The 25,149-nt window shown below is 58.1% G+C and carries 27 protein-coding genes and 3 pseudogenes; 7 read left to right on the top strand and 23 right to left on the bottom strand.

The features are described from left to right. Positions 1 to 104 precede the first annotated feature (104 nt). Complete coding sequence (locus tag ACOJB8_RS38690; protein ID WP_475017460.1) at positions 105 to 581, bottom strand: hypothetical protein; 477 nt, start codon at positions 579 to 581, stop codon at positions 105 to 107. Between the two features lie 109 nt (positions 582 to 690). On the opposite strand from ACOJB8_RS38690, the gene ACOJB8_RS38685 reads away from it, so the two are divergent. From ACOJB8_RS38685 to ACOJB8_RS38675, 3 genes are all read left to right on the top strand, one after another. Continuing rightward, on the top strand, positions 691 to 888 hold the full coding sequence (locus tag ACOJB8_RS38685) for a hypothetical protein (protein ID WP_475017458.1): 198 nt from the start codon (positions 691 to 693) through the stop codon (positions 886 to 888). A 209-nt stretch (positions 889 to 1,097) separates the two neighbouring features. Beyond that, entirely contained in the window at positions 1,098 to 1,961 is an 864-nt protein-coding gene (locus ACOJB8_RS38680; protein WP_475017455.1) for a response regulator transcription factor, read from the top strand. Between the two features lie 112 nt (positions 1,962 to 2,073). Beyond that, positions 2,074 to 2,418: a response regulator transcription factor gene (locus tag ACOJB8_RS38675; RefSeq protein ID WP_342923327.1), complete on the top strand. Its 345-nt coding sequence runs from the start codon at positions 2,074 to 2,076 to the stop codon at positions 2,416 to 2,418. A 1,079-nt stretch (positions 2,419 to 3,497) separates the two neighbouring features. Here the strand turns inward: ACOJB8_RS38675 and ACOJB8_RS38670 are convergent. From ACOJB8_RS38670 to ACOJB8_RS38655, 4 genes are all read right to left on the bottom strand, one after another. After that, positions 3,498 to 4,559, bottom strand: coding sequence for an AbiJ-NTD4 domain-containing protein (locus tag ACOJB8_RS38670; protein WP_475017453.1), 1,062 nt, complete (start codon positions 4,557 to 4,559; stop codon positions 3,498 to 3,500). A gap of 137 nt (positions 4,560 to 4,696) precedes the next feature. Beyond that, positions 4,697 to 6,271, bottom strand: a complete 1,575-nt coding sequence (gene gapS1, locus ACOJB8_RS38665) for a GapS1 family protein (protein ID WP_475017451.1) — start codon at positions 6,269 to 6,271, stop codon at positions 4,697 to 4,699. Positions 6,272 to 6,417: 146 nt separating this feature from the next. Beyond that, entirely contained in the window at positions 6,418 to 8,400 is a 1,983-nt protein-coding gene (locus ACOJB8_RS38660) for a tetratricopeptide repeat protein (RefSeq protein ID WP_475017449.1), read from the bottom strand. Between the two features lie 31 nt (positions 8,401 to 8,431). Next, positions 8,432 to 9,091, bottom strand: coding sequence for an SOS response-associated peptidase (locus ACOJB8_RS38655; protein ID WP_475017448.1), 660 nt, complete (start codon positions 9,089 to 9,091; stop codon positions 8,432 to 8,434). Positions 9,092 to 9,144: 53 nt separating this feature from the next. Here ACOJB8_RS38655 and ACOJB8_RS38650 point away from each other — a divergent pair, with 53 nt between their 5' ends. Next, complete coding sequence (locus tag ACOJB8_RS38650; protein ID WP_475017446.1) at positions 9,145 to 9,702, top strand: hypothetical protein; 558 nt, start codon at positions 9,145 to 9,147, stop codon at positions 9,700 to 9,702. A 113-nt stretch (positions 9,703 to 9,815) separates the two neighbouring features. Continuing rightward, positions 9,816 to 10,730 carry a hypothetical protein gene (locus tag ACOJB8_RS38645; RefSeq protein WP_475017444.1) on the top strand — a complete coding sequence of 305 codons (915 nt, stop codon included), beginning with the start codon at positions 9,816 to 9,818 and terminating at the stop codon, positions 10,728 to 10,730. A 374-nt stretch (positions 10,731 to 11,104) separates the two neighbouring features. Here ACOJB8_RS38645 and ACOJB8_RS38640 read toward each other — a convergent pair whose 3' ends face one another. The 15 genes and pseudogenes from ACOJB8_RS38640 to ACOJB8_RS38570 all read right to left on the bottom strand — a co-directional run bounded on the left by ACOJB8_RS38640 (position 11,105) and on the right by ACOJB8_RS38570 (position 21,240). After that, complete coding sequence (locus ACOJB8_RS38640) at positions 11,105 to 11,467, bottom strand: hypothetical protein (RefSeq protein WP_475017442.1); 363 nt, start codon at positions 11,465 to 11,467, stop codon at positions 11,105 to 11,107. 380 nt (positions 11,468 to 11,847) lie between these two features. Next, positions 11,848 to 12,348 carry a hypothetical protein gene (locus tag ACOJB8_RS38635; RefSeq protein ID WP_475017439.1) on the bottom strand — a complete coding sequence of 167 codons (501 nt, stop codon included), beginning with the start codon at positions 12,346 to 12,348 and terminating at the stop codon, positions 11,848 to 11,850. A 435-nt stretch (positions 12,349 to 12,783) separates the two neighbouring features. Then, entirely contained in the window at positions 12,784 to 13,149 is a 366-nt protein-coding gene (locus ACOJB8_RS38630) for an ATP-dependent DNA ligase (protein WP_475017438.1), read from the bottom strand. Between the two features lie 103 nt (positions 13,150 to 13,252). Beyond that, a pseudogene (locus ACOJB8_RS38625) lies at positions 13,253 to 13,399 on the bottom strand (ATP-dependent DNA ligase); the annotation flags it as partial. A 114-nt stretch (positions 13,400 to 13,513) separates the two neighbouring features. Then, complete coding sequence (locus ACOJB8_RS38620) at positions 13,514 to 13,828, bottom strand: H-NS histone family protein (protein WP_475017435.1); 315 nt, start codon at positions 13,826 to 13,828, stop codon at positions 13,514 to 13,516. 235 nt (positions 13,829 to 14,063) lie between these two features. Then, on the bottom strand, positions 14,064 to 15,314 hold the full coding sequence (locus ACOJB8_RS38615) for a DUF1173 domain-containing protein (protein ID WP_475017433.1): 1,251 nt from the start codon (positions 15,312 to 15,314) through the stop codon (positions 14,064 to 14,066). Positions 15,315 to 16,048: 734 nt separating this feature from the next. Then, entirely contained in the window at positions 16,049 to 17,173 is a 1,125-nt protein-coding gene (locus tag ACOJB8_RS38610) for a hypothetical protein (protein ID WP_475017431.1), read from the bottom strand. An 83-nt stretch (positions 17,174 to 17,256) separates the two neighbouring features. After that, complete coding sequence (locus tag ACOJB8_RS38605) at positions 17,257 to 17,646, bottom strand: hypothetical protein (protein ID WP_475017429.1); 390 nt, start codon at positions 17,644 to 17,646, stop codon at positions 17,257 to 17,259. Between the two features lie 49 nt (positions 17,647 to 17,695). Continuing rightward, a complete protein-coding gene (locus tag ACOJB8_RS38600) occupies positions 17,696 to 17,995 on the bottom strand; it encodes a hypothetical protein (RefSeq protein WP_475017428.1) in 300 nt (99 codons plus the stop codon). Positions 17,996 to 18,047: 52 nt separating this feature from the next. Beyond that, a complete protein-coding gene (locus ACOJB8_RS38595; protein WP_475017427.1) occupies positions 18,048 to 18,347 on the bottom strand; it encodes a TrbM/KikA/MpfK family conjugal transfer protein in 300 nt (99 codons plus the stop codon). A gap of 336 nt (positions 18,348 to 18,683) precedes the next feature. Beyond that, positions 18,684 to 19,268 (bottom strand): hypothetical protein, encoded by a 585-nt coding sequence (locus ACOJB8_RS38590; protein ID WP_475017425.1) that lies wholly within the window; start codon positions 19,266 to 19,268, stop codon positions 18,684 to 18,686. Between the two features lie 620 nt (positions 19,269 to 19,888). After that, positions 19,889 to 20,179, bottom strand: coding sequence for a hypothetical protein (locus ACOJB8_RS38585; protein ID WP_342925084.1), 291 nt, complete (start codon positions 20,177 to 20,179; stop codon positions 19,889 to 19,891). 159 nt (positions 20,180 to 20,338) lie between these two features. Beyond that, the gene (locus ACOJB8_RS38580; RefSeq protein WP_475017423.1) at positions 20,339 to 20,587 is read right to left on the bottom strand and encodes a hypothetical protein; all 249 of its coding nucleotides are present in this window, start codon (positions 20,585 to 20,587) and stop codon (positions 20,339 to 20,341) included. Positions 20,588 to 20,662: 75 nt separating this feature from the next. Continuing rightward, positions 20,663 to 20,911 carry a hypothetical protein gene (locus tag ACOJB8_RS38575; RefSeq protein WP_475017421.1) on the bottom strand — a complete coding sequence of 83 codons (249 nt, stop codon included), beginning with the start codon at positions 20,909 to 20,911 and terminating at the stop codon, positions 20,663 to 20,665. A gap of 77 nt (positions 20,912 to 20,988) precedes the next feature. Continuing rightward, positions 20,989 to 21,240 (bottom strand): hypothetical protein, encoded by a 252-nt coding sequence (locus tag ACOJB8_RS38570; protein WP_475017420.1) that lies wholly within the window; start codon positions 21,238 to 21,240, stop codon positions 20,989 to 20,991. Between the two features lie 462 nt (positions 21,241 to 21,702). Between ACOJB8_RS38570 and ACOJB8_RS38565 the strand changes: the two genes are divergently transcribed. Beyond that, positions 21,703 to 22,824 (top strand): porin, encoded by a 1,122-nt coding sequence (locus tag ACOJB8_RS38565; RefSeq protein WP_475017418.1) that lies wholly within the window; start codon positions 21,703 to 21,705, stop codon positions 22,822 to 22,824. Between the two features lie 373 nt (positions 22,825 to 23,197). Here the strand turns inward: ACOJB8_RS38565 and ACOJB8_RS38560 are convergent, their stop codons facing one another. Beyond that, complete coding sequence (locus tag ACOJB8_RS38560) at positions 23,198 to 23,443, bottom strand: hypothetical protein (RefSeq protein ID WP_475017416.1); 246 nt, start codon at positions 23,441 to 23,443, stop codon at positions 23,198 to 23,200. Between the two features lie 144 nt (positions 23,444 to 23,587). Here ACOJB8_RS38560 and ACOJB8_RS38555 point away from each other — a divergent pair. Further along, a pseudogene (locus ACOJB8_RS38555) lies at positions 23,588 to 23,866 on the top strand (transposase family protein); the annotation flags it as partial. 31 nt (positions 23,867 to 23,897) lie between these two features. On the opposite strand, the gene ACOJB8_RS38550 reads toward ACOJB8_RS38555, so the two are convergent. Both ACOJB8_RS38550 and tnpC read right to left on the bottom strand, forming a co-directional pair. Then, on the bottom strand, positions 23,898 to 24,494 hold the full coding sequence (locus tag ACOJB8_RS38550; RefSeq protein WP_475017462.1) for a plasmid pRiA4b ORF-3 family protein: 597 nt from the start codon (positions 24,492 to 24,494) through the stop codon (positions 23,898 to 23,900). Positions 24,495 to 24,505: 11 nt separating this feature from the next. Then, positions 24,506 to 25,069: pseudogene (tnpC, locus tag ACOJB8_RS38545) on the bottom strand (IS66 family transposase); the annotation flags it as partial. Positions 25,070 to 25,149: the final 80 nt, after the last annotated feature.

Genomic DNA, 25,149 nt, shown 5'->3' with positions numbered 1-25,149 from the left:
TTCGGCAAACCGGTTTGCGTCAAAAATGCATAGTCGCGTCCATAGCACGGGAACTTGTACCCATCCGGACAAAGCCTTTCCACACACCCTCAGGCCGATGATAGTCATCTGTATAAGAACAGATCGTCTCGCGAACGCATCCATAGTGGTTGGCTTGACGAGCCTTTCAGGCGGTGAAGATTCTCTGAGTCACTGGATACAGTGACTCCCGGGAGATTCTGAAATTCCTCGATGCTTCTGTCCGGATCTCTGAATATCTTCCCATTGTACGTGGCCTGACGGTCCAAAATTATGTCGTCGATCCTTTTCCCCGACGACAATCCATCTATTAACTCGTCAAGAGTGAACGATTTCGCTTTCTCCAAGGGATGCAGTCCCTGATTAGCGCGGATGTGCAGGTGCAGCGTTGTCGTGCTGTCTGGATACGGGAAATGGAAATACAAATCAACGTCATCGAATTCGTTGATGCCATATTGTACCTTCAAATGATTATGGGCCTTCCGCTTTAGGCTCTCGAGAAGGGGAATGTGATTTGGATTAAGATCCAGGATGCTAGCCAAATATTCTCCATTCTTTTTCATTTCGCCTATGCTTCTAGTTTCTCTAGTGGAAAACCTCTTTTCCAAATTGTCTGCGTCTTGCTTGATACTAGTCCATTGAACCATTGAAATTGCACCGATCTAATAGTGCATGGGCAAGATGAATCTGAGTGAGACCGAGCGCGAAGAACTGATGTCGATGCGGCGCAGCCGCACGATGGCCGTCGGCCACGTGAGGCGTGCGCGGTTGATCCTGCTGCTCGACGAAGGGGCCTCGCGTGCGGCGATCATGGCTGAATTGCGCTGCGATTCGCGCTTCATCAGAACGTGGCAAACGCGTCCGCAATGAGATCGAGTTTGACATCCCGGTCAGTGATCGCAGTCAGTTGCGTCGGGACTTCATGGCCGTAAGCATAGGTAGCATTCATCTGCCGCCCTTTTCGCTCTGTCACATCAGAATACACCCGGCGACTCACATGAGGCCCAGTTCGGGTGTAACTGCATGCTTAAGAACGCGACGTTAAACTTGTTTACACAGCGCGATTTCCTGAGGGGCGTATGTCTGTTGTCAAACCTGTCATCGTTTCATGCGAGGCCTCCGCGAACTCCCCTGAATCGATTGTGTATGTCGTCGACGACGAAGACGCGATGCGTAGGAGTCTTCGCGGGTTGCTTGAATCTGTCGGGCTGTCAGTCGAGACATTTGCTTCGTCACAGGACTTTATGGCGTCCTCGAAGCAGAATGCTCCGAGCTGTCTGATCCTCGATGTTAGATTGCGTGGCGAAAATGGTCTGGAGTTTCAGGACGCGATGAGCCGCCACGGCTTGCGAATGCCCGTTGTTTTTATCACTGGTCACGGTGATATTGAAATGTCAGTGAAGGCGATGAAAGCTGGTGCCATGGACTTCTTGACCAAGCCGTTCCGCGACCAGGACGTGCTTGACGCTGTATCGCACGCGCTGGCGAAGGATCGGGAGCGGCTGAGCGTCGAACGGTCCGTCGACTTGGTGCGTGCGGCGTACGAAAGTCTCACGCCTCGCGAGCGGGAAGTTGCCGGTTTCGTTCTCGCCGGCTTCCTGAACAAACAGATTGCTACAGAAATGAATGTCAGCGAAGTCACGGTGAAAATGCATCGCGGACAGGTCATGAAAAAATTGTCTGTGCGTTCGGTTGCCGAGCTTGTCAGCAAGCTCGGATCGCGTTGGGCATTGTTTCGCGTGCAAAAAATGGCTAGTACCCTATGCGTAATCGCGCGAGCAGTTGCATCACGGGGGAGTATTTCCGCAGCTGGCTGCGAGCGCACGGGTCGATCTCTGGCTACCTGCAGACAGCGCTGTGGCGTTGCTCGGTCACCGGACATTGCGCTTACCAAAGGGCTAGCATACCCCGCACCTTTGTACTCTTCCCGGACTGGTCTTTAAGGACTAGGCTACTCATCGTGTCGTTGCGTTTCGCCGATTCAGGGCAAGATGAAAGACTTACATTGTCTGGAATTCACGTGCATACCGAACCAAAAAAAGAACTATTGCTGTCGTGGACGATGACGCGGCCGTCAGGATCGCGATCGCTGGTCTGGTGAATTCGATGGGCTGGGATGTGCGCCCGTTTGCCTCCGGTTTCGAATTCTTGCGGTCGAACATCATGAGTGACGTCGCATGCCTGATTACCGACGTGAGAATGCCGAATATAACTGGGGTGCAGCTGCACGACCGACTCGTAAGTCAGGGCTTCGTTGTACCCGTAATTTTTATCACGGCGTTTCCGACAGCCGATCTCACTGCGAAACTGAACAAGGATGGTGTCATCGCCATTTTTGAGAAACCTGTCGACGCAAACGTGTTGGCAGACTGCATCAATACGAATCTGGGCAAGCCGTAGTAGGCTGGATCGGCTCGTGCTCGCGGTCGCGGTCGCGGTGCGGTACTTACGCACGCCGTCGAAAGCCTTGTTGACTACATCGGCGTCAAGTTGACGCAGAGCAGTATTGCAGCCATTGCAATTGTTGGTGCTCTTAGTTCTTACGTAAGCGGGCGGCCACCGTCGCAATTACCGGATCTGGTGTGCAAACATGTGACGTTCCCGCGTGCCGCTTATAGATAAGGATACCTTATCGGTTAGGACAGCATTCCAGATAGCGGAAGCAGTGATGTTCGCAAGAGAGTAGATAGGTCGAATTGGCCCTTGCGAATGCGATGCATCAACCTGTCCGATCAGATTATTGAGGCGTTTCGAGGAGCGCACCTTTATGTCCTCGGGAAGCTGGCCATTATTCTTCACCTCACGCACGGCCCGGTGCGGCGTACCCATAGAGCACGACTCCCTCCGGTTGCCCTCCCTGATGCTTTGCTGAATTGCAATATTGGCTTTTCATCATGCTTTGCGGCGTGCATCGGGCTACAACGCTCGCAAACGAAGGTGTGAGCCCCTCAAACGGGTAGTCAGCAGGTGTTTGATTGCAAAGGTAATTTGTAAAGGGCCAAAAGGCGGCCCGGCACCTGGCTTTGTTGGCCCTAACCGGAAAATTGCAGGGAAATCAAGGTCACACCATGTCGCCGCGCCGATACCACTCGGTGGTGGCCATGACGGTCCAACCCGGGCAACGCGGGCAACGCGGGTCGCACGCCCGTTGGGGGTCCGCAAATGCTGCGTGCACACCTGACGGAAGTCGGGGCTGAGGAAGGAGGATGTTTCGGGCGGGCGGGTTTGCGCTTGTGGCCGGCTTTGTTCGGCCTATCGAATTTTACATAAATATAATTAGCGACGTTTGCTACGCAATCCTTATTAACAACGGGATCAACGGCGTCAGCGTGAGCGACCGGCGTCGCTCACGTGAGTGGAGTTCTTTGGATTGCGGCTTTTTCCAGGCGGGCAACCCAGATTGCCGATCATCCGGGCCGTCTGTTGACGCCACGCGACAACGACGACACGGTGACGCGTAGGGCGTCGCTATGAATGTGTCACTGCAGTCGCTTGATCAAGCTTTTGACCCACGACATGCAAAACTCGATGGTTTGATCGATCTGCTGCGGCGTGAAATTGGGCATCTCCTGGGAGCCGGGTCCATGGCCCAGGTCGTTCCGCACGTCGCTGTAGAACCGCTGCATTGATTGCCGTTCCCACCCCTCGATGAATGCGCCGTTCGCCTTGCTTTGAAGGTGATTCAGGAAGTCGGACACCCCTTTTTCCTTACCGGTAGTCCACTTTTTGAGTTCGCAGATGATCTTGATGGTGCTTTCAAGCGCCTTCGCGGCGTAGAACGATGGATCGCGACCGCCCGTGTCTCGGCGATCGATCGCCTCAGCCATATCAATGCTGACGTTCTTCCATTGGGCGTCCTTCAACAACAGCCAGAATGGTTGCTCGACCTGATTTTGGAGCTGCTCATCCTGCGTAATCTGCAAGAACCCGTTGTGGTAGTGCAATGGCATACCAGCTTGTTTCAGGCGCTCGTTCAACTCATGTACGTTTGCCGCGAATGCCCTGTTCATGCCCTCATTGATGGCGCGCACGCTGTCGGCCAGCTTGCCAGGAAGCGTCATGGGTTTCCGGCGCAACTTGTCCTGCAATTCGGCGTGGGCCAGCTGTTGCGGAAACTCGGCATTCGCCTGAGCGACCTGCTCCTCTCGAGTGCGGAAGGCCAATTCGACGAAGCTCAGGCGACGCTTGACGAACATGTCGGGGTCCAGGCCGTCAGTGAAATTGAAATTCAGCCACTGCTCGACCACGAAGTTCATGTCGTTCCAACCTGAGTTCGTCCAAGGCTTGCCCATCCACTCGGTCTGGTAGGAGTAGTACTTCGGCGACAGTTCCTTGACCCCGAACTCCATTGACAGGCGGTCGTGAATACCAGTCCAGATCGTCTTGACAGTCTCGTCTACCTTCTCGTCGTACCCGTAGTACTTCCAGATCTGCTCATTGACGATTCTGTATGCCTGAACAAAGAGCGCAGATTCCTTCTGTCCGACGCTTTCGAAAATCGGGCGATTTGCGTACCTGCGAAAGAAGACATCAGTCAGCATGGTCGATTTCTCTCATTCCATCAGCTTCGAGGCAGCCCTCGCGCTATCCACCGTGTGCCCTGGTCCGGCCTCGAGCATATGGCCCGCTGCGTTCACACGTGCCGCTCCCGCACCCGCCTGATCCGCCGAAGGCAGGCCTATGCGTCTTCAGACGACGGCAGGCTCATCGCATGAGCAATCAGTGCGTCCACCCTTTCCTGGGCGTCTTTGATCAGTCGAGGGCTCGTCCATCCCGTAGGACCGACCTGACTCCGAAAGAAGTCGCTGAAGAACATCCGTGAGGTTGCCCCGTCGTCATTGGCTTTCGCGGCGTCGCGCAAAAGACGTGGCAGAGTGACGTCACCTTTGCGCACCGCACCCACCAGCCGCTCGAATTCTTCTATTCCCATCACGAAGACGTTCGAGAGCGGCAGCGTGTGCTCAGCGGCCGCGTCGGGATAACCTCTATGTTCTTCCGGTATCAGGCGCTGCAGCGCTTGCCCACCGCCAATGAAGAGCTCGCGGCTGGTGACGATCAGAAGGAAATCCTCTCGCTTTGCGAAGCGCGCTGCCAGAGCCCCGTTCTCGCGAACCACCTTCCCCACCTTCCATCCCTGCTCAAGCGCTTCACGCACTCGCCGCATCTTCCTATGCGCCCATAACGGGCTGTCCTCCACGATGCTGTCGTCCTCGAACTTGCTCAGCTTCGCCTCGACGAAGACGTTGCAATCATCGTCGCCGTCGAATATGACTTCGACCGAGGGCATCTGCGGGCCAACGAGACGCTTGTACTCGGCCTCGTCCATCAGGCTCAACCCCGACTCTCCCGCGAGCTCGGTGACGTAACTCTCGAACACGCGACTGAAAGAGGCCGTGTATCGAGAGTCGAAGAGATCGGTAAGCCGCAGGTGAACGATTTCCTCGATCCCCCGCGCGAACACCAGCCTATGCCAGCAATGGATCAGTCCGTTAGGCAACTGGAGCAGCGGAAAGCGCTTCAAGTACGGGAATTCGTACAGCTCGTTCATTCCGTGGAGACGTTGTGCCGGGTCCTTCTGCAACTCCTCGCGCAGGGTAACTATGTCCCGCGCAAACACATCGAAAATCCCGTCGACCTTGTCGCCATACGTCGCGCGCAGAGGCATCATCCAGTCGCGATTTAGCGGGACTTCCCCGTTCAGCACGGCTGCGTACAGGGCGAACGAGAGCACGAGGAAATCGTCCGGTTCCATCCCAAAGGCGGCTCGGAACTGCTGTCGGTCCGTACCGTTCTTCGGCAGCCGTGCATACAGTGCGGCCCAGCGCATGTAGTTCCGGGTTTCCTTTCGCTGGAACTCTACCTGTGGATGCATCAGGCTGCGCAGCATGAGGAAGACGTTTTTCGGATGTGCCTCGCGCACATGCTCGGGCATGTCCCACAACTTCTGCCGAATCGCGTCCATCTCGGCTATCGTGATCGCGGCACCGCCTTGTAGCCTGACGGCGTTGTCCTGGAGCGCCCATTTGACGATCAGCATGGTTAACCACGGGGCACTTCTCAGTTCCTCCAGCGGGTCTGCAGGAGGATTCCACAGCATGTGCAACGCGGCGTTCAGAACCGAGATCGCGCTGTAGCGGGCGAGCCGGTTCCTGATAGACCGGTAGGCTTCCTCCATGCTGACTTTATGCACGGGCATTTTCCGGGCGAGGCGCATTGCGAAGGGCACGTCACCCCGGAACGTCGATACTTTCATTGGCAGAATCCGGCTCGAGCGCCGGCTGAAATTCCAATAGCCGTTACGGTAACACCGCTCGGCTCGCTTGATAATCGGCTCCGCTCGCGCTTCCTGACACAGGTTGTCAGGGATCTGGGCCGAGTCCCTTTCACGGCGCGAAACCTCTAGCCAGCGCCATCGCCGGTTTGGCCAGCGGCGGGATCGCCAAACAACGAACGAAAATCGTGCTTCAGCTTGGCGCTAAGATCATGCTCGGGGAAGCGTGCTATCGCCGACGCCCAAACCACCGCCGCCGTTGCTGGATCACCACTGTTCCAGTGCGCCCCGCCAAGATCGAACCTCGCCAGGTCATGGTCCGGGTCGAGCGTAAGAGTCCTCTCGTAAGCATCGATCGCCTCTGGCCAGCGACCGAGGCTGGCGTATGAAGCGGCGAGCTGGAACCAGCTCATGGCGTCCGGCTGAACGGTCTGAGCCTGCTCCAGCAGCAGTGGCACGCTCTCATCGAACCGCCCCAATTCCTTGAGGGCAATCGCGAGACAAAAGCCGTATTCGCCGCCCGCCAGTTCATGAGCCTGGCGAAAGCAGCGCTCCGCTTCCTCCCAGTCCTCGTCTTCCTGCGCCCAGTGGCCCAGACGATCCCAGGGCAGCGCGGCATTGTCGGTGTCGATCTGGGCGATGTGCCGATCAAATTCCTCGCAGAACTCGCTGTACGTTTTCCCGATGCTCTCCCCTTGGCCACGCAGATAGAACGTTGTCATGAGAAGCTCGTACCTTGCCTGGGGATCCTCGGGGTTCGCCCTGACGTAGCGCTGCCAGAAGGGCAAGGCCTGGCGGGCGTTGTCCACACTCGAGCGCCCGAAGGCAGCAACCAGACCGCTACACCACGGCCAGATCCATCGGAAGCGGTCAGCCTGAGCCACCAGGCCGTTGATTTCGCGAAACGCCGCCCGGCCATCGCCAAGGTTGAAAAGGACGTTGGCGCGCCAGCCGGTGACCGTGAAAGTCCGCCCCTGCCGCTGATTCGAAAAGATGACCTGGTCGAGATGATGCAGCGCATCCTCGTACCTGCCCACGCGGACATAGTGGATGCCCAGGGCAGTGTGAGCCTCCGCGAGTTCGGGATTCAACCGCAAAGCCTCGTGGTAGTGATCCACCGCCGGGTCATGGTCGCCGAGCAGCGCGTAGCTGGAGCCGAGGTTCTTGTGGATCTGAGCGGCCAGATCAGGGGCGGCAGCGAGCATCGGGTCGGCGAGGGCGGCTTCAAACGCGCGCTTTGCTTCCTGCTCGTCCTGGAGAGCGTGAAAGGCGTTTCCTATCGTGTATTGCAGGTCGCTGACCTGATGACGACCGTCAGTGAGCCTCGCGCGGAAAAAGCGGATGGCCTCCTCGATCCGCTCCGGGTGGTGGCACAGGTCGTCCATGCCGAGATTGATCTCGGCCATGTAGCAAATGCCCATTTCGTCGCTGCCGGCGCCCAGAGCGGCAGCGAAGCTGGCGAATCCGGCGCTGATCGCATCGTCTGCGTTCTGCTCATACAGCTGCACGAGCAGCTTGCGCGCCAGCACCGGATCGTCGGGCACATGGACGTCCGGCGCAGACGCGAGAACCTGACTGGAGAGGTCCGTCGCGCTCACGCCGACCACACCGACCCGCCGATCGCGTGATGCCCTCGCCCAGGCACAGGCGAGCTCCGCGATCCGGTCAAGACGTGTCACCGTCAGCTCATCAACGAACGACACGGTCAGCGATGCCTGGTCGCTCCAGTTCGTTCCGCCATGCTCATATTGATGAACAACACTTTCTACCGTGCGAATGCGCAACGACTGCGTCGGCAAGTGATAGGCGACGTAAAAGCTGTAAGGCTGCATCAGCAGGTAGTTGAGGTTCGTGCGGTCTACCCCGACACTGAGCGAGCCGTTGGCGTTCAGCGCGCTCTCAGTTCCCTTGAGCTGGACGTGGACCCGCGCATTGGTGGCGCGCCCATCGGCGATCACCTCGATCTGGCAGTCGGTCCCGTAGTCCTTGCGATCCGTCGCCTGCAGAATGAACGCGCCACTATCGCGAAGCCGCATCTGGAAGGCGGCGATTGCGTCGTCCTCGATCTCGTGATTCCGGTGGCGACGCGGTAGTTCGTCAAAGTGACTCATAAGCTCAGCTCGAAATGTCCGGGTATCCAGGCTATGCCGCTTCCGTCGTCTTTTTCTTGCGAGGCGGAGCCGGATCCTCGACAGCATGCATCTCGTCCGCCGGATAGAGATTCAAGTAGGAGCGCGCTTCGTCCATCGAGCTACTGGCGAGCCACCCTTCATAGTCGGACGGTCGCACAATCACGACCGAGCGCTTCTCGTCGCCAGGCTTGTGGAATCGCTTCATCAGCGGATGCTCGTCCGAGTTCACGGTGAGCATGGTAAATGAAAGCGCCAGGCCCTCCGGCTCGTTCCACTCGCGCCACAGCCCCGCGATCGCAAACGGCGCATCGTCTGCCATCCCGATCCTCCAGCGCACTGCCTTCCCGCTCTCGTAGTTGGGTTCGTAGAAGGCGCCGCACGGAATCAAAACGAGTTGCTGCTTCTTCCATGCACCGCTGAAGCTGCGTTTCTCCCCTACTGTCTCTGCGCGAGCGTTCATCGTGTCGAAGACCCTGACGCCGTCCGGTATGTGCCGGCGCGGAACGATGCCGAACGTTGCAACGTCTGCGTGCAGTTCACCGTCAAGCCGGCGCATGATCGGCGCGGGGTAGTCCTTCCACACGTCATCGCGCCACGCACTTTTCGGGGGCTCGATTCCATAGTGCTTGAAGAAGGTGTCACGTCGAGCAGCTGCGTAGTTCGTGCACATTCACGTCTCCTCGTTCGCCGGATCCGGCACAGCCTAGCGCGTGGTGGATCTGCATGATACTGTATATTTATACAGTGTTACCGGGAATGATGATGGAACCCCTATTTGAATGGAAGTGGGCGTACTGGGACGAGTCCCGTGCCTGCTTTGTCGAGACGCCCATCTGGATGACTGATGACGAGGCGAGGTGCGACTGGTTCGCCTACGACGACATGCGCTCGCGAAAGCTCGAGCACACCAAACGCGATCGTCGCCGCGGGGAGAGTCTGATCGTCGAACTGCCGGAGAGCGATGTGGACTGGGCGAAGGAACGCCGGGTGCGCGGCGAACGCGCGCGCTTCGGCTTGCCGCCTTTCGTCACCCCGACCTACAAGGATCTTCGCCGCGCATGGCGTGAGCATCCGATTCCTGAAGTGAAACAGCTGGCACTTGAAGTGCAGACAGCCCGGCACGCCCTCTCGGAACTTGATGCGATGGTCGCGGAAACGCTCTGGCATGTCGACAAGGACAGCGCGACAATCGACTACGCGCGCAAAGAAATCCGGCGAATCCGGCGACGTTTGATGCAGGAGATGCAACGCATCGGCCCAGTGACCGAGAGGCCCAGATGAAACAGTCGACAGGTGGGGTGCTCTGGAGACGTCGTGATCGTGACGAAAACCATCGAGGCTTCTGACCTGATGCTGGCCACACGCGAGCGTCGGGTGTTTTCGCGAGAAGGTTGATGGTTCGAGCTGAAGTTCAAATAGGCACCTCGCCCCGTGTTGCAAAGCATGGCCTTGCCAGCCGAGGCCGAAGCAGCCACCCAAAGCCGTTTGCGAAGCAATGGTATTCTCGCGAATTGCCACCAATTAGCTTGCTTGCGCATCGGCTCGAATCTGTATTCGTCTCCCCTAAAATTATGAGTAAACGAAAAACATTTCGCTTTATGGTCGACACAAACGGTCGACGCTCTGCAGTCTGGTCCGTTTATATTAATAAGAGCGATATCTACATATCGAGCAGCATTTCTCAAAGCGATAAAATAAGCCTGCACGAAAGCGGAAGCTACCAATGGTCGATGCGGTTTGAGGCCCTCGCCAACGCCCCGTTTGTACCAAGTACCGGCCGTCACTTCGCACGCTGGAAGAGCCCACAGGTTCCGGCTGGAGACTTCTTTACACATGAATTTTTCGTCCTTGTCGCCGAATCAGAGCTCAGGCCAGACCACAAAGAGCCTGCCAAAGAGGTGACGCGGTTGCCAACCCCGGCGCGCGGCTTTGGCGCAATGGTCGGCTTTTATATTTTTGCTAACCCCACTGGCGGAAACTTGGATCGGGTGGAACCGCAGCCATTATTCGTGCACCGCCTCCAAGACGGGCGCATCCTAATGTTGGTTCACAACACGATCGAGATCGACCCGACAACCGCTCAGCGTATCCAGATCATTAGCGGCGACGCGTACCAAGAGGCAAAAACGCCACGGTCAAGAGTCCACGCGAGCAGTCGCTCGAATCACGAACCATGCCGGCGTTTCCGGAATGATGGAAGTGGCTCCGCGCGCGCCTCTCGCCGTCTTGGCCTCTCAGCATGTGGCAAGCGCGACCCCTCGATGGTTATCCAACACTACGAAACGACCTGCTCAGACTCCGCAATCTAATGGCGGCTAAGCCAGAGGATGCGCCTAATCTTCACCAGTCAAGCGGGTTGTTTAGTGAGCGAAGCGGTCTTGCGGCCGCCCCGTCGGCGATCTACGAACCGTTGTCGAACGGCAACCCTCGGCCGATACAGGCGGGTCGGCGGCCAACTGTCGGCAAGCGAGTGGGCCTCCCCGCGACCGCTTCCAAAGTGGGCACTCCGAAACTGCATGGACCGGCGCTCCTTGGCCCGGTCCGGTCATCCGGTGGCGTGGCGACACTAATACGGTCTACGGCTCAGGGGGCTCAGTTGTGCCCCGCCTGTAGTTGGGGTCTTTTATCCTGAGCCAGTCTTGGGAGTAGCCACGGTGATAGCTCGAGTCCAGTCGCTTGGCGATCACGCCTTCAGACAAGGCATTCGAACGTCGAAGAGATAGTAAGCGAAGCCAGCTTGGTCATAGAGCACATAGTGTTTCCTGCATCCGGCCGTAAAGGTGATAATGACCATCGGTTTCGGTCCGCTCCCTTCGTCAGGACCCTCCCCCAGTTCGGCTGTAACCGAAGCCTCTCCCTCAAGGCCGAGATGTACTCGTAAGTCTCCTGCCACCGAGAGCGCCAAATCGTTCACCGCAGCGGACACCTTTCCAAACTCAGGGTGCCTCGGTTGAATCGAGACGGCAAAAATATCGGTGTGCTCGTGCAGACGCTGCAGTTCATCGAAAAAGTTCTTTGTCTCACGAGAGAGTGGAAACTGTTTCATCGTAGTCGCCTTTGGTTTGCCGCACGGATGTCCAGCGGGCGGGCGTTCCAGAAGCATCGGAGAACGATGTCCGAAATGCTCGTTTTGAGCCGCACGAATTCGAAGGTCTTGCCCTTCGCAGGGCTCGGCCCTAGGTTCGCTGACATGTACCGACTGTACCGCTGCAAGTAGCACGACACTGAGACGATTTTGGCAGGGTTAGTCCGTCATCGCAGCTGTGAACTGCTCGCGCAGACGCGTAGTCCGGTGATCCTCGCGCAATAGATCGGCGACGCGCTGCGTGCACTTGCGCGCCGAGTACGCATTACGGCGCGCCGCACAACGTAAAGGAACGCCCGATCCATTTTGAGACGTCCCCTACCGCTCTTCACGCCTCGCCATCAAGGGCCGACCGTTCTTTCGAACGTACGCACCGGCGTCTCTAGTTGAGGGTGCGGTTCGAAGTTCAGAATCTCGAGGTGGAATTGCCAACCGCGTACGTATCCGCCTTGAATCTTTCCCTCCTCGCTCGTATCGATATCTGGGAAGTGCACCTGCGATGCCGGCTCACCCATATACAGGTCATATGCACCGCTTTGCGTTGGCACGATCGTAATCGGCGAGTATGGAGCAACCTGGTCGCCATATATTTTCCGCGCGGGATTGGTGCCTTCTCGGTAAATGACTGACGGCGATAAGCCAGTGAGGCGTTTCTGCCGTACCTTGTTCGGCGGTATGAAGAGGTCATCCCGCTTAAGGCTGACATGGGTCCAGAAAGATTCGATCACGTAAACCCCAACAGCAGGTGGAGACTTGAGCACCGTAGAAGTTGCCGAAAACGTTACGAATAAACTCTGCGTCCCTTCGTTCCCTTCGAAGTACCTATCGAGCCACGTAGCCATACGTCCTCCCGTCGGAAAACTGCGCCTTTTGGAACCTTGTTGGAGAAAATGAAAGGCGTATTTGAAGGAAAAATCAAGCAAACGGTAGTGCTATTTTCCCGGGCGAACAGATCGAGGTTCCGGCAGCGGAACATTTGGGCGATCTCGAAAGCAGAACCGAAGATGCTCCTTCGCGACATCGGACGCGCAGATATCAATAACATTGGTACGTAAGCAAATAATCGTTTTCGCGTCGGGCGTGCGGGCTATTTGCGTTAACTAACGTGGTTATTGCGAATCGACACTCGATACAACCGAGGTTGCTATGGACTGCTTGGATATAGGAAGCAGTCACTGCGGAAAAAGCCGGCCGAACGGCGTCTGTGGGTTAGGGACATTCGGCGGTGGGCGCGGGGCATCCCGAGCGTCATGAGGGTGTTACTTTTCGAAGCTTTGCTATTCGCCGGTATGGCCAAAGCCTAGCGCTCCCGGTCGGCCGTAATTCGGGTTCTTGATCTTTATCCAGTTGAGCGACCGTCCGCGCGTGTAAGTCGATGACTTTCGCTTTGCAACCATACCCCCAAAGTCGTGGCTTTTCAGCTGCTCGAAAACGAGTTTGCCGACGCATTCGACGTCTGTGAGATAGACGAGCCGCTCTGTGTTGTCAAAGGCGTCTCGCAGATAAGCCTTCCGCTCCGTAAGCTCCAGTTGGCGCAAATCGCGCTTTCCCAATAGGAGCATATCGAAAACGAAAATTCGTGCAGGGTGTCGGCGAACGGCCGCCGGAATATTCCGCGGTGACGTCGTGCTTAAACGCTCCATGAGTAGCCCAAAAGCCGTCGCCCCCGCGACCGCCACCGATTGCAAGCTCGCTGTCCCACACGAAATCTCCGGGGACGGCAGCAACCGCTTCCACAATTTCAGGAAATGAATGGTTGAAGGGCTTTCCTTGCCGGCTGGTTATCGCTACTTCGTCGCCCCATTTGTCGACAAGACATCTGAACCCGTCGACCTTCAGTTCGAAGATCCAGCCTTCCCGCGAAAACGGTATGCGATGGGGTGTCGCGAGCATCAGGTCTTGCGCGCTGATTGAGGAAGCGACATCCACCACCGCGGCTCCCCTTCTACTCCGCAATACTTGGTAGATCGGCGTCAGCGAAACGCGGGCGTCGGTCACCCAGTGATGTTACTCGGCAGCGATCAGGAAGCGATCCCGGTTCTTTGCCGATGCAATCCAGAGCGGCGCGCGGCCGCGGCCGGACCAGGTCGCACCGGTTTTCGGATCCCGATACTTCGGCGCGACGGCTGACTTGGCCGTAGCCTTGGCCGAGCCATTCGGCGCGCGTCGCTTGCGGCCGAAGAGATCCTTCTCGGTAAAACCGTATTTCGCGATCTTTGCGCGAAGTTCTTCGAGGACGGCGTTCTCTTCTTTAGCGCGAAGTGCTTGTGCCTGTTTCTCCAGCTTCGCGATCTGCGCTTGAACCGATTCGTACGTCTTCATGTTTGCGCACCTCTCCCGATAGTCGAAAACATAATACGCCTTGTATGCCACGGCGAGAAGTCACTGCCAGTGGCGGCTGGCATGCGCCTCGCGCTTTTCGAGCGCGTCACGGTCAGCTGCGTCGCCGTGCAGAGCGCGTAGTATCCGGCTCCATGCCATCGAAACTCGGCTGGCTCGGCGGATCCGGTCTGTCTGCACCCACTGGCCAGCCTTGTGCCTTAATGGCGTTCCGACTTCACCATGCCGATTCAGCGGGCTCACTCGGAGGCGCGGGAGGTTCAACCTTGAGCACGTTGTCTGGTAGGCGCGGCATTTCCTCGCTGGCGTCCCAGATCCACGATGGCATCTCGCTCTGCTCGGTGAGAGCGTCCAGCTCCTCTACGTCGTGCGGCTCCAGGCCCGGTTTGCGGATGTACAACGCAACACCGCTCGGATGCAGCGGCACATCGGAGAGGACTGCGCACGCGAGTGGCTTGCTTTCGGGCAAGTTGTAGCGCATACCCTTCACGAAGCGGCGCCGCTGTTGGACTAGCGAATCGAGCAGCATCGCGTCGTACATATGCTCGAAGGGAAGCCAGTTCGCGTTCACGAGCATCACGGCGATCGCTTCTATTGAAGCTATTCCGGTCGCCCCGAGGCCGAATGTCGCGATGAAAACGAGGTGCGACGACTCCATGCTGCTCCAGATGTCGAGCTCGCTTGCGAAGCGTGTGCGGAAGCGTCGATAGATTGCCTCCTCCATCATCAGCGGGAAGTCCGGCAGATGCTTGGCGACGATCTTGAAGCCATAGCGTGCCGCGCCGATTTCCTTTATCTCCCCGATCGCAATCATGAGCTTGCGCGCCTTCTGGCTGCTGGCAAGGCCGGCCATGTGCGTGATGCGCCGCTGCCGCAGCTGCGTCGCCTGATCGCTGACGAAAGGCTCCGGCATGTATAGCTGAGTCGAGAGTGGGGCACCTTTCGTAACGCTGCGCTCGGCCGCGGCGGCGATGCGTGCGCGCACGACATACCAGCTGCGCTTGCCTGCCATACCGGGGGTCCATCGATTCAGTTCTGCCTGGTCCCACAGGTAATGCAGTGTACTGCGCAGCGTGAGTTTGGCCCCATCAGCGCGCACCGTATCGGAGGTTTGCCCAGACGCAGTTGGAGCGGTGCGGGCGCCCTGCTTCGACAGGCTGAAATCGAGCTTGAGTGCAGTCGTGTCGTCCTCATCATTCTCGCGGATGGCCTCGCCCAGCACCTGACTCATGCCCGATATCTCTTCGGGCGGACGATACGACGTGCAATCTGCTGAATGCGTTGCGCCGCTATTGGGCATCCGCTTGATGATGAACGCCTTGCCCGCCTTCGCAACGTACATCGGCACACCGTCAGGATGGCAAAGGCACAGCGGCCGGATCTTCGCTGCGTGAGCTTCAGCAAGGTAGCTCTGGATGTCTTGAGCGTCGTCCGCAACGATGACGTCATCAAAGCGAAAGTCGGGCATTCAAATACCCCTAATTGTGCGCAATGCGTCACACTATCACGGATAACATGACGCCATGCGAACTATATGACGCATCGGGCGCTATTCCGCACTCGCGGCTGATTTTGCCTTTCGCAGCGGCGCATGTAAGCCTCCACAGGCATTGATCCGTCCGGGGGAACAGATTGAGAAACAGACCGTGCCTCGCCTAGCGACTTCGCCGCAAGCGAGTCTACAAATCAACGCGCCGCGGCATAGTTCGTGCACATGTGCACTCTAGCGGAACGTCGAGGCGTCGCTGATCGCAGAGCCGCCAGGGCGTCGTTCGCTCGCTGCAAAGAAAAAAGCCCGCCGAAGTGGCGGGCTAAATCCATGCTAGGCATGGAGTTACGATAAAAAGTACATCGAATTATACGCGTCCGCCGCTAGCATGACTAGGGTGCGTGCCTCTTCGCACCTTACCAGCAGGAAAGGAACTCTTGCGTATCCGTCGCCGGTTCAAACAGGCAATGAACCGTATCGGGCCAGTCGCTATCTACCCTATCGAATGAGTCAGTAGAAATGTATGTCAGTCGTCTTCGCGACGTGCCCGAAATAGCGGAGAACGCAGTAGACGCCATAGTACAGACCGAACGCTACGGCGCCGCAGCCAAGGACGTTGAGCAGTGCGTGCATATTGGACTCCTTTAAAGTGAACCGATCCTCTGTTCTGTTCCGTGTTTGTTGCGTACACACCATTATGGCCGCAACAGAACTCAATGTGTCAGGGCCGAAGCAGGCGTTCCCTGACGTGTCAGGTGCTCCGAGTCGGGACGCGACATAAGGTGTCTGCGCATCTTGAGCGCCCTGCTCTGCGAGCACCGCAAAAAACTCCTTATCTCGATCACCGTGGGTCTGATACTTCTTGCTTCTACCGCTGCCTCGACGCGCGCGAGATCCATGCATGGAGACGTTTCGCTTGCCGCATCTGCATCCCCGATCGCCAGCGTCTGATTACTTGTTGCGGCCTGCAACTCGGCCGCACTTTCGCTGAATGACGGCGCTGCATCAGCAGCGTTGGCGATTGCCTGAATCGTTAGACCGGTAGTTGCGTTTCGACTGTCTTCGGCTGACGCCGCGTCTTGACGCAGCGCGAGCAGCCAGCCAAGGCACGCGACGCACTCCAGCAAGAGGCCGAAACTCAGGGCAAGCCATAGGTCCACCGCACCTGTTGCAACGCCAAAGGTCTGCGCAATTCGCGCTGTCACTGGATCGACGCGCGCCGCGTCAAGCCGCGCCTGAAAACGCGCCTGCTGCGCACGGGCATCGTCTGCCAGGCGCTCACCGCGAGTCGCCTCACCGAATTCAACATCGAGCGCTGCAAGCTGCGCGGCGAGCGTCGTACGCGTGACACGCAGGCCGGCACAGCGCAACTCGCACGTCTGCGCGTTCGCCCTAGCAAGATCCCGCGTGACCCTCGCCCTCTCGAGCGCGATGTCGGCTGGTGTCCGGCCGACAATCGACGCCGGCGCAGTGAAGCCCGGCCGCAGTGCGGCGGCACGGAGCGCCCCCGAATGCTGTTGCGCAAGTACAAAGAACGTTGCATGGCCGTATCCCGTCGCAACCATCGACACAAGCCAGATGCAAAGCGCGGGCAGACGCACAACAGTCGATGCGCGGCTGCACAGGGCCGGTATGAGATGGGCACCAAGCAGCAGGACCAGGCCCATGAGAACCCAGGCGAGCCGTTCGCCAAGTTGACCGCCGCGATCCCAGCCAGCAATCACGGAGATCCAGATTGAAGTGCTCGTAGCGAGTACCGCCAGTATGAGGGCGAAGGCACGCGAGACAGGCGACGCGGAGGCCTGTTGCGATGCTGACGGAGAAAGACTGGGAGCCATACTTGCTGTTCCTGCTTAACGTGACCTTATACGTCATACTAGCAGAAACATTGCGCCCTGCGTCATCTTTATTTGACGAGATATTACCCGTGCGCAGGGGTTCGCAACAGCTTCACGATCGGAGCGGCGCCGCGCTGTTCCAGTGCGATGCCAAAGTCATGGGCAGTCTGCACAAAAGGCTGAACCCAACGCCCTTGCGTGTCCGCATATCCTGCTGGACGCAAACGACGGATGAACCTCGACCAGCGCCGCTCAATCTTTCTATCGAACGTCCCACGCACACCAAGTTGCCCCCATGCAGGAGGAACGGGGCTGCTGCCCATGTACTTCCGCGCAATTGCCATCGCCGCCTGACGCGAAATGCCGGGGGCGGAAAATGCACGTATAACGGCCTTGCGCGTAATGACAACCTCAGTTCGCGCACGCTTTTCGACGCGATGAGCACGGCGGGCCTCGCAGACGGCCACTTTCATTGTTTCCAGCTCCCTTCCGGCTGCCGGCCGGTGCGGTGCGCTGTTTGCGCTACTCCTGGCACGTAACGCGGGTATCACGCCGCGCTTTCCACAAAGCGGTTATTGCATCGTGGTTGGTCTTGAACGTCCCAAGCCTGCGCGTGTTGCTTCCGGTTGCAACGTCGCAAGGTACTTTGACGGATGCGCCCCACGCGCCGGACGCCTCGCGCTGATAGGTGCCAACGCATTCGTACGCATCGAGCACACCATCACCGGAGCCGCAGCGGTGCAGAAGATGTCCACTCGCAGACGCCGCGTCGCCGTTGATACTGCGCTTGATAAAAAACGCACCGTCATCCAGCAGGATCATGTGACTTTTCATAAATCGGACCTTACTAACGCATCCCTGACTGAACGCCCGCTCAATACGTTTGTCCATACGCGTTGTTGATGTCCGTCTTCCAGGTGCCGACGTCTGAAGAGCATTGATTCAGGAATGCCAAGCGTTGCTTGGGCATGGCGGAGAGATCCGGGTGACCATGGCGCGTTGGGACGATATCGAAGTAATCCGCCACCGCGGAGTCGCATTCGCTGCCCCCACCCGACCCCTGGAGCAGTCCCGCCAAGCAGATGATTGTCCCGCATGCGTCACTTGCATAAGCCGACGTATCGATGACGAAACCCGATGCAGCAATGACCAATGTTGCGATGACTTTCTTCATATACAGACTCCCTCGTGCAGTTGTTCGATCAGACGAACATCGCGGCGTCCCTTAGTAAGCAAAGAAGTGGGAGACCGTCCGCCTCACGAAATTATACAGGCCATATATGTCTTGTCACGTCATGTTTTAAACAATATCACGCGTGATAGAACATTTTCATGGCATTGTCGGATTGCATGCCCCCAGAAGCGCATCTCGCATCGTAGTGACGCGCGAAGACACAGGCTGCTGCGTAGGATCGTCAGGCCTCTGCAATCGCGTCTGCTCTAGCAAGCTCGAAAAAAGCCCGCACTAGCGGGCTTGTTTTCAGCTCCAAGGGCACGGCATCCTGACCATTCACTTTCCTGGGGTGTCGCGGTAGCGGTAATTCAATGAGCCCGGCCGCGTACCAGAGGCAAACGTGACCGCGCCGCCGACTTGTTTCCGGTCGGCTGTCGCGGGCGGGACGCTTCCCGAAAAGGAGAAAGCTGAATCACGCTCCTCGACTGGAGGCCAGCTGCACGCGCCCGGTACACCCGCGAGTGCTCGACGCAGCAACCGGTATGCGCCAACGACAAACGCCGATACCACCACCGCGACCGCGTACAGGAAGCGCAACCGCGCCGCCATCACGCTCTCAAGCTTCGACACCGGTACAAGTATCAGCTGGACATCGGGACATGCAGAAAGCGCCTGAAGCGGCGCTGAAACGCCGGGACACGCAGCGATCGAGATAAAGCCGGGCGTCGCGGGACGCGTCGTCTCCAGCGCTGCAACGCTGTAATAGTCGCTTGCGAGATTGCGGAACGAAAAGCCACTGTCGAACGCCAGAAAGGCAAACAGCATCAAGGCAGGACCAACAATCAATGCGCCACACAGGCCCCACGCCCACGAAGCAAGCGTAGCTAAGCTGCGAGGCGATGGTGATGCGTTGCTACTCATGCCCGCACCAGTGGTCTTACGGGAAGATGCTCCGCGCCTTCCCGAATCGTGCCGGTCACGCTACGCAGGTGTGTTGCATTCTTCATCTGTGTGTATCTGACTTGTATTTGTAACGGCGCGTAATGAAGGCCTGCTGCAGCGGTAGAACCTCACCGCGTCGCTAGCCACAGCCCGCACCACCAGCATCACGCTATCCGCACAACCGACGACATAGCCTCATTTTGTGAGACGCGATGAAACAGCGCGTCTGAGCGCAGCCGGACTTGATAGAGGGGCAGAGCCCAGCCGCCGAGTTGCGATGGCCGCGGCCAACGGCGGGAGTCGCAGCCACAGCACAAGTGAGCAACCCCTATGCTGGGGAGGATGACGGGGGGAATAAGTTGTCGCGCTTCGGCGAGCGAACCTTTCGGCGCGAGTCGTCCTTGCCGCAAATGCGCAGGAAAGCGCTGTAATTTTATCGACGAAAGATGCCCGACATTGCGTAGTTTTCTTTCGGGATCTTGCAACATACGCCGGCATGACACAGATGAATGAGCGCAGCAGTGCTTCGGTTTCGTTCACTGCTGCGCATCGCGCGTGTGCGTGAATGTGCGATCGAACGCAGCGCGCTTCACGGTTCTCTAGGTGTTATCCGCCTCGGGGTACAAGCCGGTCCGCAGCGCCCGAATGGCCGCGTCCTTCCTGAGGAGCGGCCCCCAGTTAATGATCGAATAGACGGAACCATCCTTGCGAATCGATACACAGGCCTCCTCTCGTGCCTGATCGATCAGATGCTTCACAGTACGCCGGTCCAGCCCCACAGCCTCCGCGACAAGCTGGATAGTCGCTACCGGCAGCACGTCAATCGCAGCAAGTACAGTCAGCATCCGGCGCAAGTCGCCTTTCGGATAAGGCAGGTGAGAAGGCATCATGAGATTCACGCGGCGTCGACAACTCGCCCACGAGGCAGCAGCGGTGTCTTGACCAGGGTCCACTAGAGAAGCCTCCTATTCTACGGTACGGCTCTCCTAATGCCGCGCAACGAAAAAAAGGGGGCTCACGCCCCCTCCCCGGATATCCGAGTTTGCCTCCTACGAGCGCGGCACCGCGTAGCCATCGACATCGTGGGCGCTGGAGTAATCCCAGTTGGCGCCCGACTGCGGTTTGCCATCGAGCAGCGGGTGCCGGACACCGTTCGAGGATACGTTCCAGGTGGCGTTGGAGTGCGCCTGCGTGGCGACCGGTTGCGCGTTAGCGTTCGCGGCCGGTGCTTCGGCGGCCTGGGCAGTTGCGCAAACACCTGCGGCGAGAGCCAGTGCGACGAAAAGTATCTTCTTCATTGCTACCCCTTGAATGAGCGTGATCGTTTTGGGGAAGGCACACGCCCTCCACCGGGTTGGTTTTAGACAGAGGGCTTACGAGCGCGGAACCGGGTAGCCATCCACATCGTGATCGACCGAGGAATCCCAGTTTGCGCGCGTCTGAGGATCGCCATACAGAAGCGGGTGTCGGATGCCGTTCGACGACACTTTCCAGGTGTCGTTGGCATTCGTCTGTTTGACGGTCGGTTGCGTGTTTGCGTTCGCGGCCGGCGCTTCAGCAGCCTGGGCAGTTGCGAGGACACCTGCGGCAAGAGCCAGCGCGACGAAAAGCATCTTCTTCATGTTATTGCTACCCCTTCAGTAAGCGTGGTCAGTTGGGGACGGCACGCGCCCTCCCCGTTTGGTGTATGGCAGGCGGCTTACGAACGCGGCACCGCGTAGCCATCGACATCGTGGGCACTGGAGTAATCCCAGTTGGAGCCCGTCTGCGGTTCGCCATCGAGCAGCGGGTGACGGATACCGTTCGACGAGACCTGCCTGGCGTCGCTGGAGTGCGTCTGCGCGACCGAGGTCGCCTGCGGGGTCGGCTTGGCGTCAGCTTCAGCCGCGTGAGCGATGCCGAACTGGAAACCTGCAACAACCGTCAGGACTGCGAATGCGATATTTTTCATATTAACCTCTTCAACCAGATTGAGTTACGGGACAAGAACCTAACTGACCTCTCGTTGTTCCCGATCAGTTGTATCCATTCTATGGGCGTTTAACGCCCACGTCAAAGAATTCTACGCGGTGTTTTATTTCACGACATTACAGACCGCGCATATCGAATACATCACATAAATCTGATGTCGTCTTGTGTACCCGCCTCGCGCGCGCTCTCACGGTGCGTATCACGTGCTCATTTTTCAGCATCCAATTTGACAAATCATCAACACAGGCACGGATCTTACGCGTTAAAAATGGAAAGAATGAATTGCGTATTTTAGGTTAATAAATTGGAAGGATTTGAAATGAAAAATTATGAAATATGGGGCGTTGTTTGTTGGTAACGGTGGCTGCGCGATTACGATGCGCCTCGGTTATTCTGCGCATCCGCTTTTAGAGCGGCTTATGAAATTCAAAGGATATTGCAGATGAACAAGACTTTCGTCGCGGCCGCCGTTGCCGGTGTGTTCGCAAGCGCAGCGCATGCGCAAAACTCGGTAACGCTGTATGGCTTGATCGACTCGGGTATCGCGTACACGTCGAACCAGGGCGGCAGCTCGAACTTCCAGCAGGCTAGCGGCCTCGTCAACGGCAACCGTTGGGGCCTGCGCGGCAGTGAAGATCTCGGCGGCGGCCTCAAGACGATCTTCGTGCTCGAGAGCGGCTTCAACCTTTCGACCGGTAAGTCGGGCCAAGGCAGCCGCATGTTCGGCCGCCAGGCATTTGTCGGTCTTTCGAGCGAGCAAGCCGGCGCGGTCACGCTGGGTCGCCAATATGACAGCGTGGTCGACAACCTCGGCGGCCTGTCGTTGAACGGTACACAATACGGGGGCACGCTTGCCTCGCACCCATACGACAACGACAACCTCAACAACTCGTTCCGCGTGAGCAATTCGCTCAAGTACCAGAGCGTGAACTACGGCGGCTTCAAATTCAATGCGCTGTATGGCTTCTCGAACGCTGCGGGCGGATTCGCGAATAACCGCGCCTACAGCGTCGGCGCAACGTACTCGTATGGTGGCCTCAAGGCAGGCGCAGGCTACCTGCAGCTGAACAACTCGGGTTCGAGCATCAACAGCAGCGGCGCAGTCAGCGACGACGCCACCTTCACCGCTTCGCGTCAGCGCACCTACGGCGCTGGCCTGAACTACGCCTTCGGCGCGGCAAACGTGGGCTTCGTGTTCACGCAAACGCAGTTAAGCAATCTCACGGCGATCACATCGTCGGGCACTACGACGTCGCTCGCCGGCGACAGCGCCCACTTCACCAACTACGAACTGAACGGCCGCTATACCTTCACGCCCGCGTTCACGCTGTCAGCGGCTTATACGTACACGGACGCGAGCCTGGAAGGCGTGAATCCGAAGTACCACCAGTTCACTCTGCAAGGCGACTACCTGTTGTCGAAGCGCACCGACGTATACGCCGAAGCCGCGTATCAGCGCGTCGTTGACGGTCAGGGCAAGATCCACGCAGACATCGTAGGGGTGTCCGCATCGGATTCGAACTCGCAAGCCGTGGCGACTGTAGGTATCCGTCATCGCTTCTAACGCGACCAGGAATCCCCGTTGGCTGTCGCTCGGCGATTGCGCTAAAGCCTGAGGGACGGAAAGCGACGATTCGGACAAGGGCAGACAGAGACTCCGGTCCCTGCCTGCCCTTGTGCCTTCTGAACATCGTACCGTGTTCAATGCGGACGCCATACACGTGGGCTGACTAGCGGTGTTACGCGCCAGAGTTCACCATCACGCCTCGCGGTCGCATAAGGCGTCCGGCATGCACCGAGCTTTACCAGCGTCGATCCGCTTGTGCTCGTGTATTTAAAGCCCATCAACTTCAACGCTTCGAGGCAAAATCGGCGACGCAGCGTTGCGTAGATTCTTGGATTTCGGCAGCGCATCACTCTCTCCGTGTCAGTTGCCGTCAGAATCGCGCGGCGTTATCTTGCTGCGCAAACTCGAACTCATCGACAAGATGCGAGCGGTGCAGACCGACATACTCCCAGCACAGTCTGGCGGTCGGCATCACGTTCTCCGCGAGACTCCTGATCTTCCCTAGCAACCCGAACCGCTGGCGAGCATCGCAGTAGTCCTCAGTGGGATATTTTCCGGCCATCTCACGCACGACTTGGAGGATTTTCCTTCGCGTCGATTGACGATCGATATTCATTCGCGTTTCCCAGTGTCCCGACGCATCGGGTGAGATAGGTACAAAGACGCCCCAAGAAAAAAGGTTCTTCGTAGGAAACCGTGGAGCTTCTGAGGATGATTGCGTAACCTGAGTCCTGACTTTTATGGAATTCAGGGGGCGGAGTTGCTCGATCGCAAGGCACTTCAGGCGCTGGGCTGCTGGACAGGATATCGGCTGGAACGGGTTGAATGGCCACAAGGTGAAGGCCATACGCTCTCGCTGTATCTGAAGCCGGTGAGCAAGGTCATGTATTGCGAGCAATGTGGAGCGCGCTGTTCGCAGGTTCATGAGACGAGCGTGCGACGCGTGCGTGATCTGCCGCTGTTCGAGTACCGGGTGGTGCTGCATGTGCCACGCCGACGCGTGTGGTGCGAACACTGTGGTGGTCCGAGGCTGGAGAAACGTAAGCGTCAATCGGAGGCCGTCTTGACGATCAGAACTTGACCTCTGAGAGCAGTTGATTTGCGAGCACGAGATCGAAGGCGGCGGGATCGAAGCTGCCGCCACACCACTCGAGGAAGTGGTCGTGCTCCTCGTGCGTCGGATCGGTGATCGCTTCGAGGAAGTCGGCATATCCTGGCACCCCACCGACGTCTTCCGGTGGACATGCATTCTGCCCGTCCAGGCAAAGTGGCCGGCGCATGTCTGGATCAGGCACCAGAGCCTTCTCGACCTTGATCCGATGCTGCCAGTTGTCACCGTAGTCGTAGATGTAGGTGAATGACTTCAACCCGCCCAGTGCCTTCGCCAGCGTGACCCGTGCTTCATTGAACATTGGCGGATCGCTCTGGAATCCGAAGTCATCAGGTTCACCATAGTTGGTTTCGCCGAAGACGAACTCGTGCAGGTGCCCGCCTTCCCAGCCCATGGCCAGTTGCAGCACGACATGCAGCTTGCCCAGCCTGATCGAGCCGGGAACGATGATTCGTCGCCAGATTGCCGGCTTGATGTACTTCAGTTCAACGCGCAGCACGTAATCGGGCACTGGCGCCTTGACGAGGCGCACGGCAGGTTTGCGGGATTGGACCATCGGATTGATTGTCAGGCGGCTTGCTGCTCGATGTGTGCAGCCGGCATCAGGCGCCACGGCAGCAACTCGTCGATGCGGTTGATGGGATGATCGGCGATGCGCTCAAACACCGTGCGCAGATAGGCAAACGGCTCGATGCCGTTCAGGCGCGCCGTACCGATGAGGCTATAGATCACCGCCGCGCTTTGGCCACCGCCGTCGGAGCCTGCGAACAGATAATTGCGCCTGCCGAGAACGAGCGGCCTGATTGCGCGCTCCGCCGTATTGTTGTCCACCTCGACGCGCCCGTCTTCGCAATAGCGTGTGAGTGCATGCCAGTGCCCCAGCGAGTATCTGATCGCCTTCGCCAGCCCCGACTTCGCTGATACCTGTGACAGCGTGTGTTCGAACCAGGCCTTCAGCTCAGTGAGCAATGGTGCCGAGCGTTGCTGACGCGTAGACAGGCGCACCTCCGGCGTTTCCCCGCGAACCTCGCGCTCAACAGCATACAGCGCCCCAATGCGGCGCAATGCTTCTTCGGCAATCGGTGAGCTATCCAGTTTGTAAAGGTCGTAGAGCTTGCGCCGCGCATGTGCCTTATCTGGTGCTCCAGATAAGGCGCATTATCCCGAGCATGGTTTTATCTGGAGGGAGGCAGGTTGCCAACAACGGGTAC

It is taken from the genome of Paraburkholderia sp. BR10141 (genome assembly GCF_056155635.1).
The sequence above is the reverse complement of the archived record's forward strand: the minus strand, read 5'-3'. Positions and strand labels throughout refer to the sequence as shown.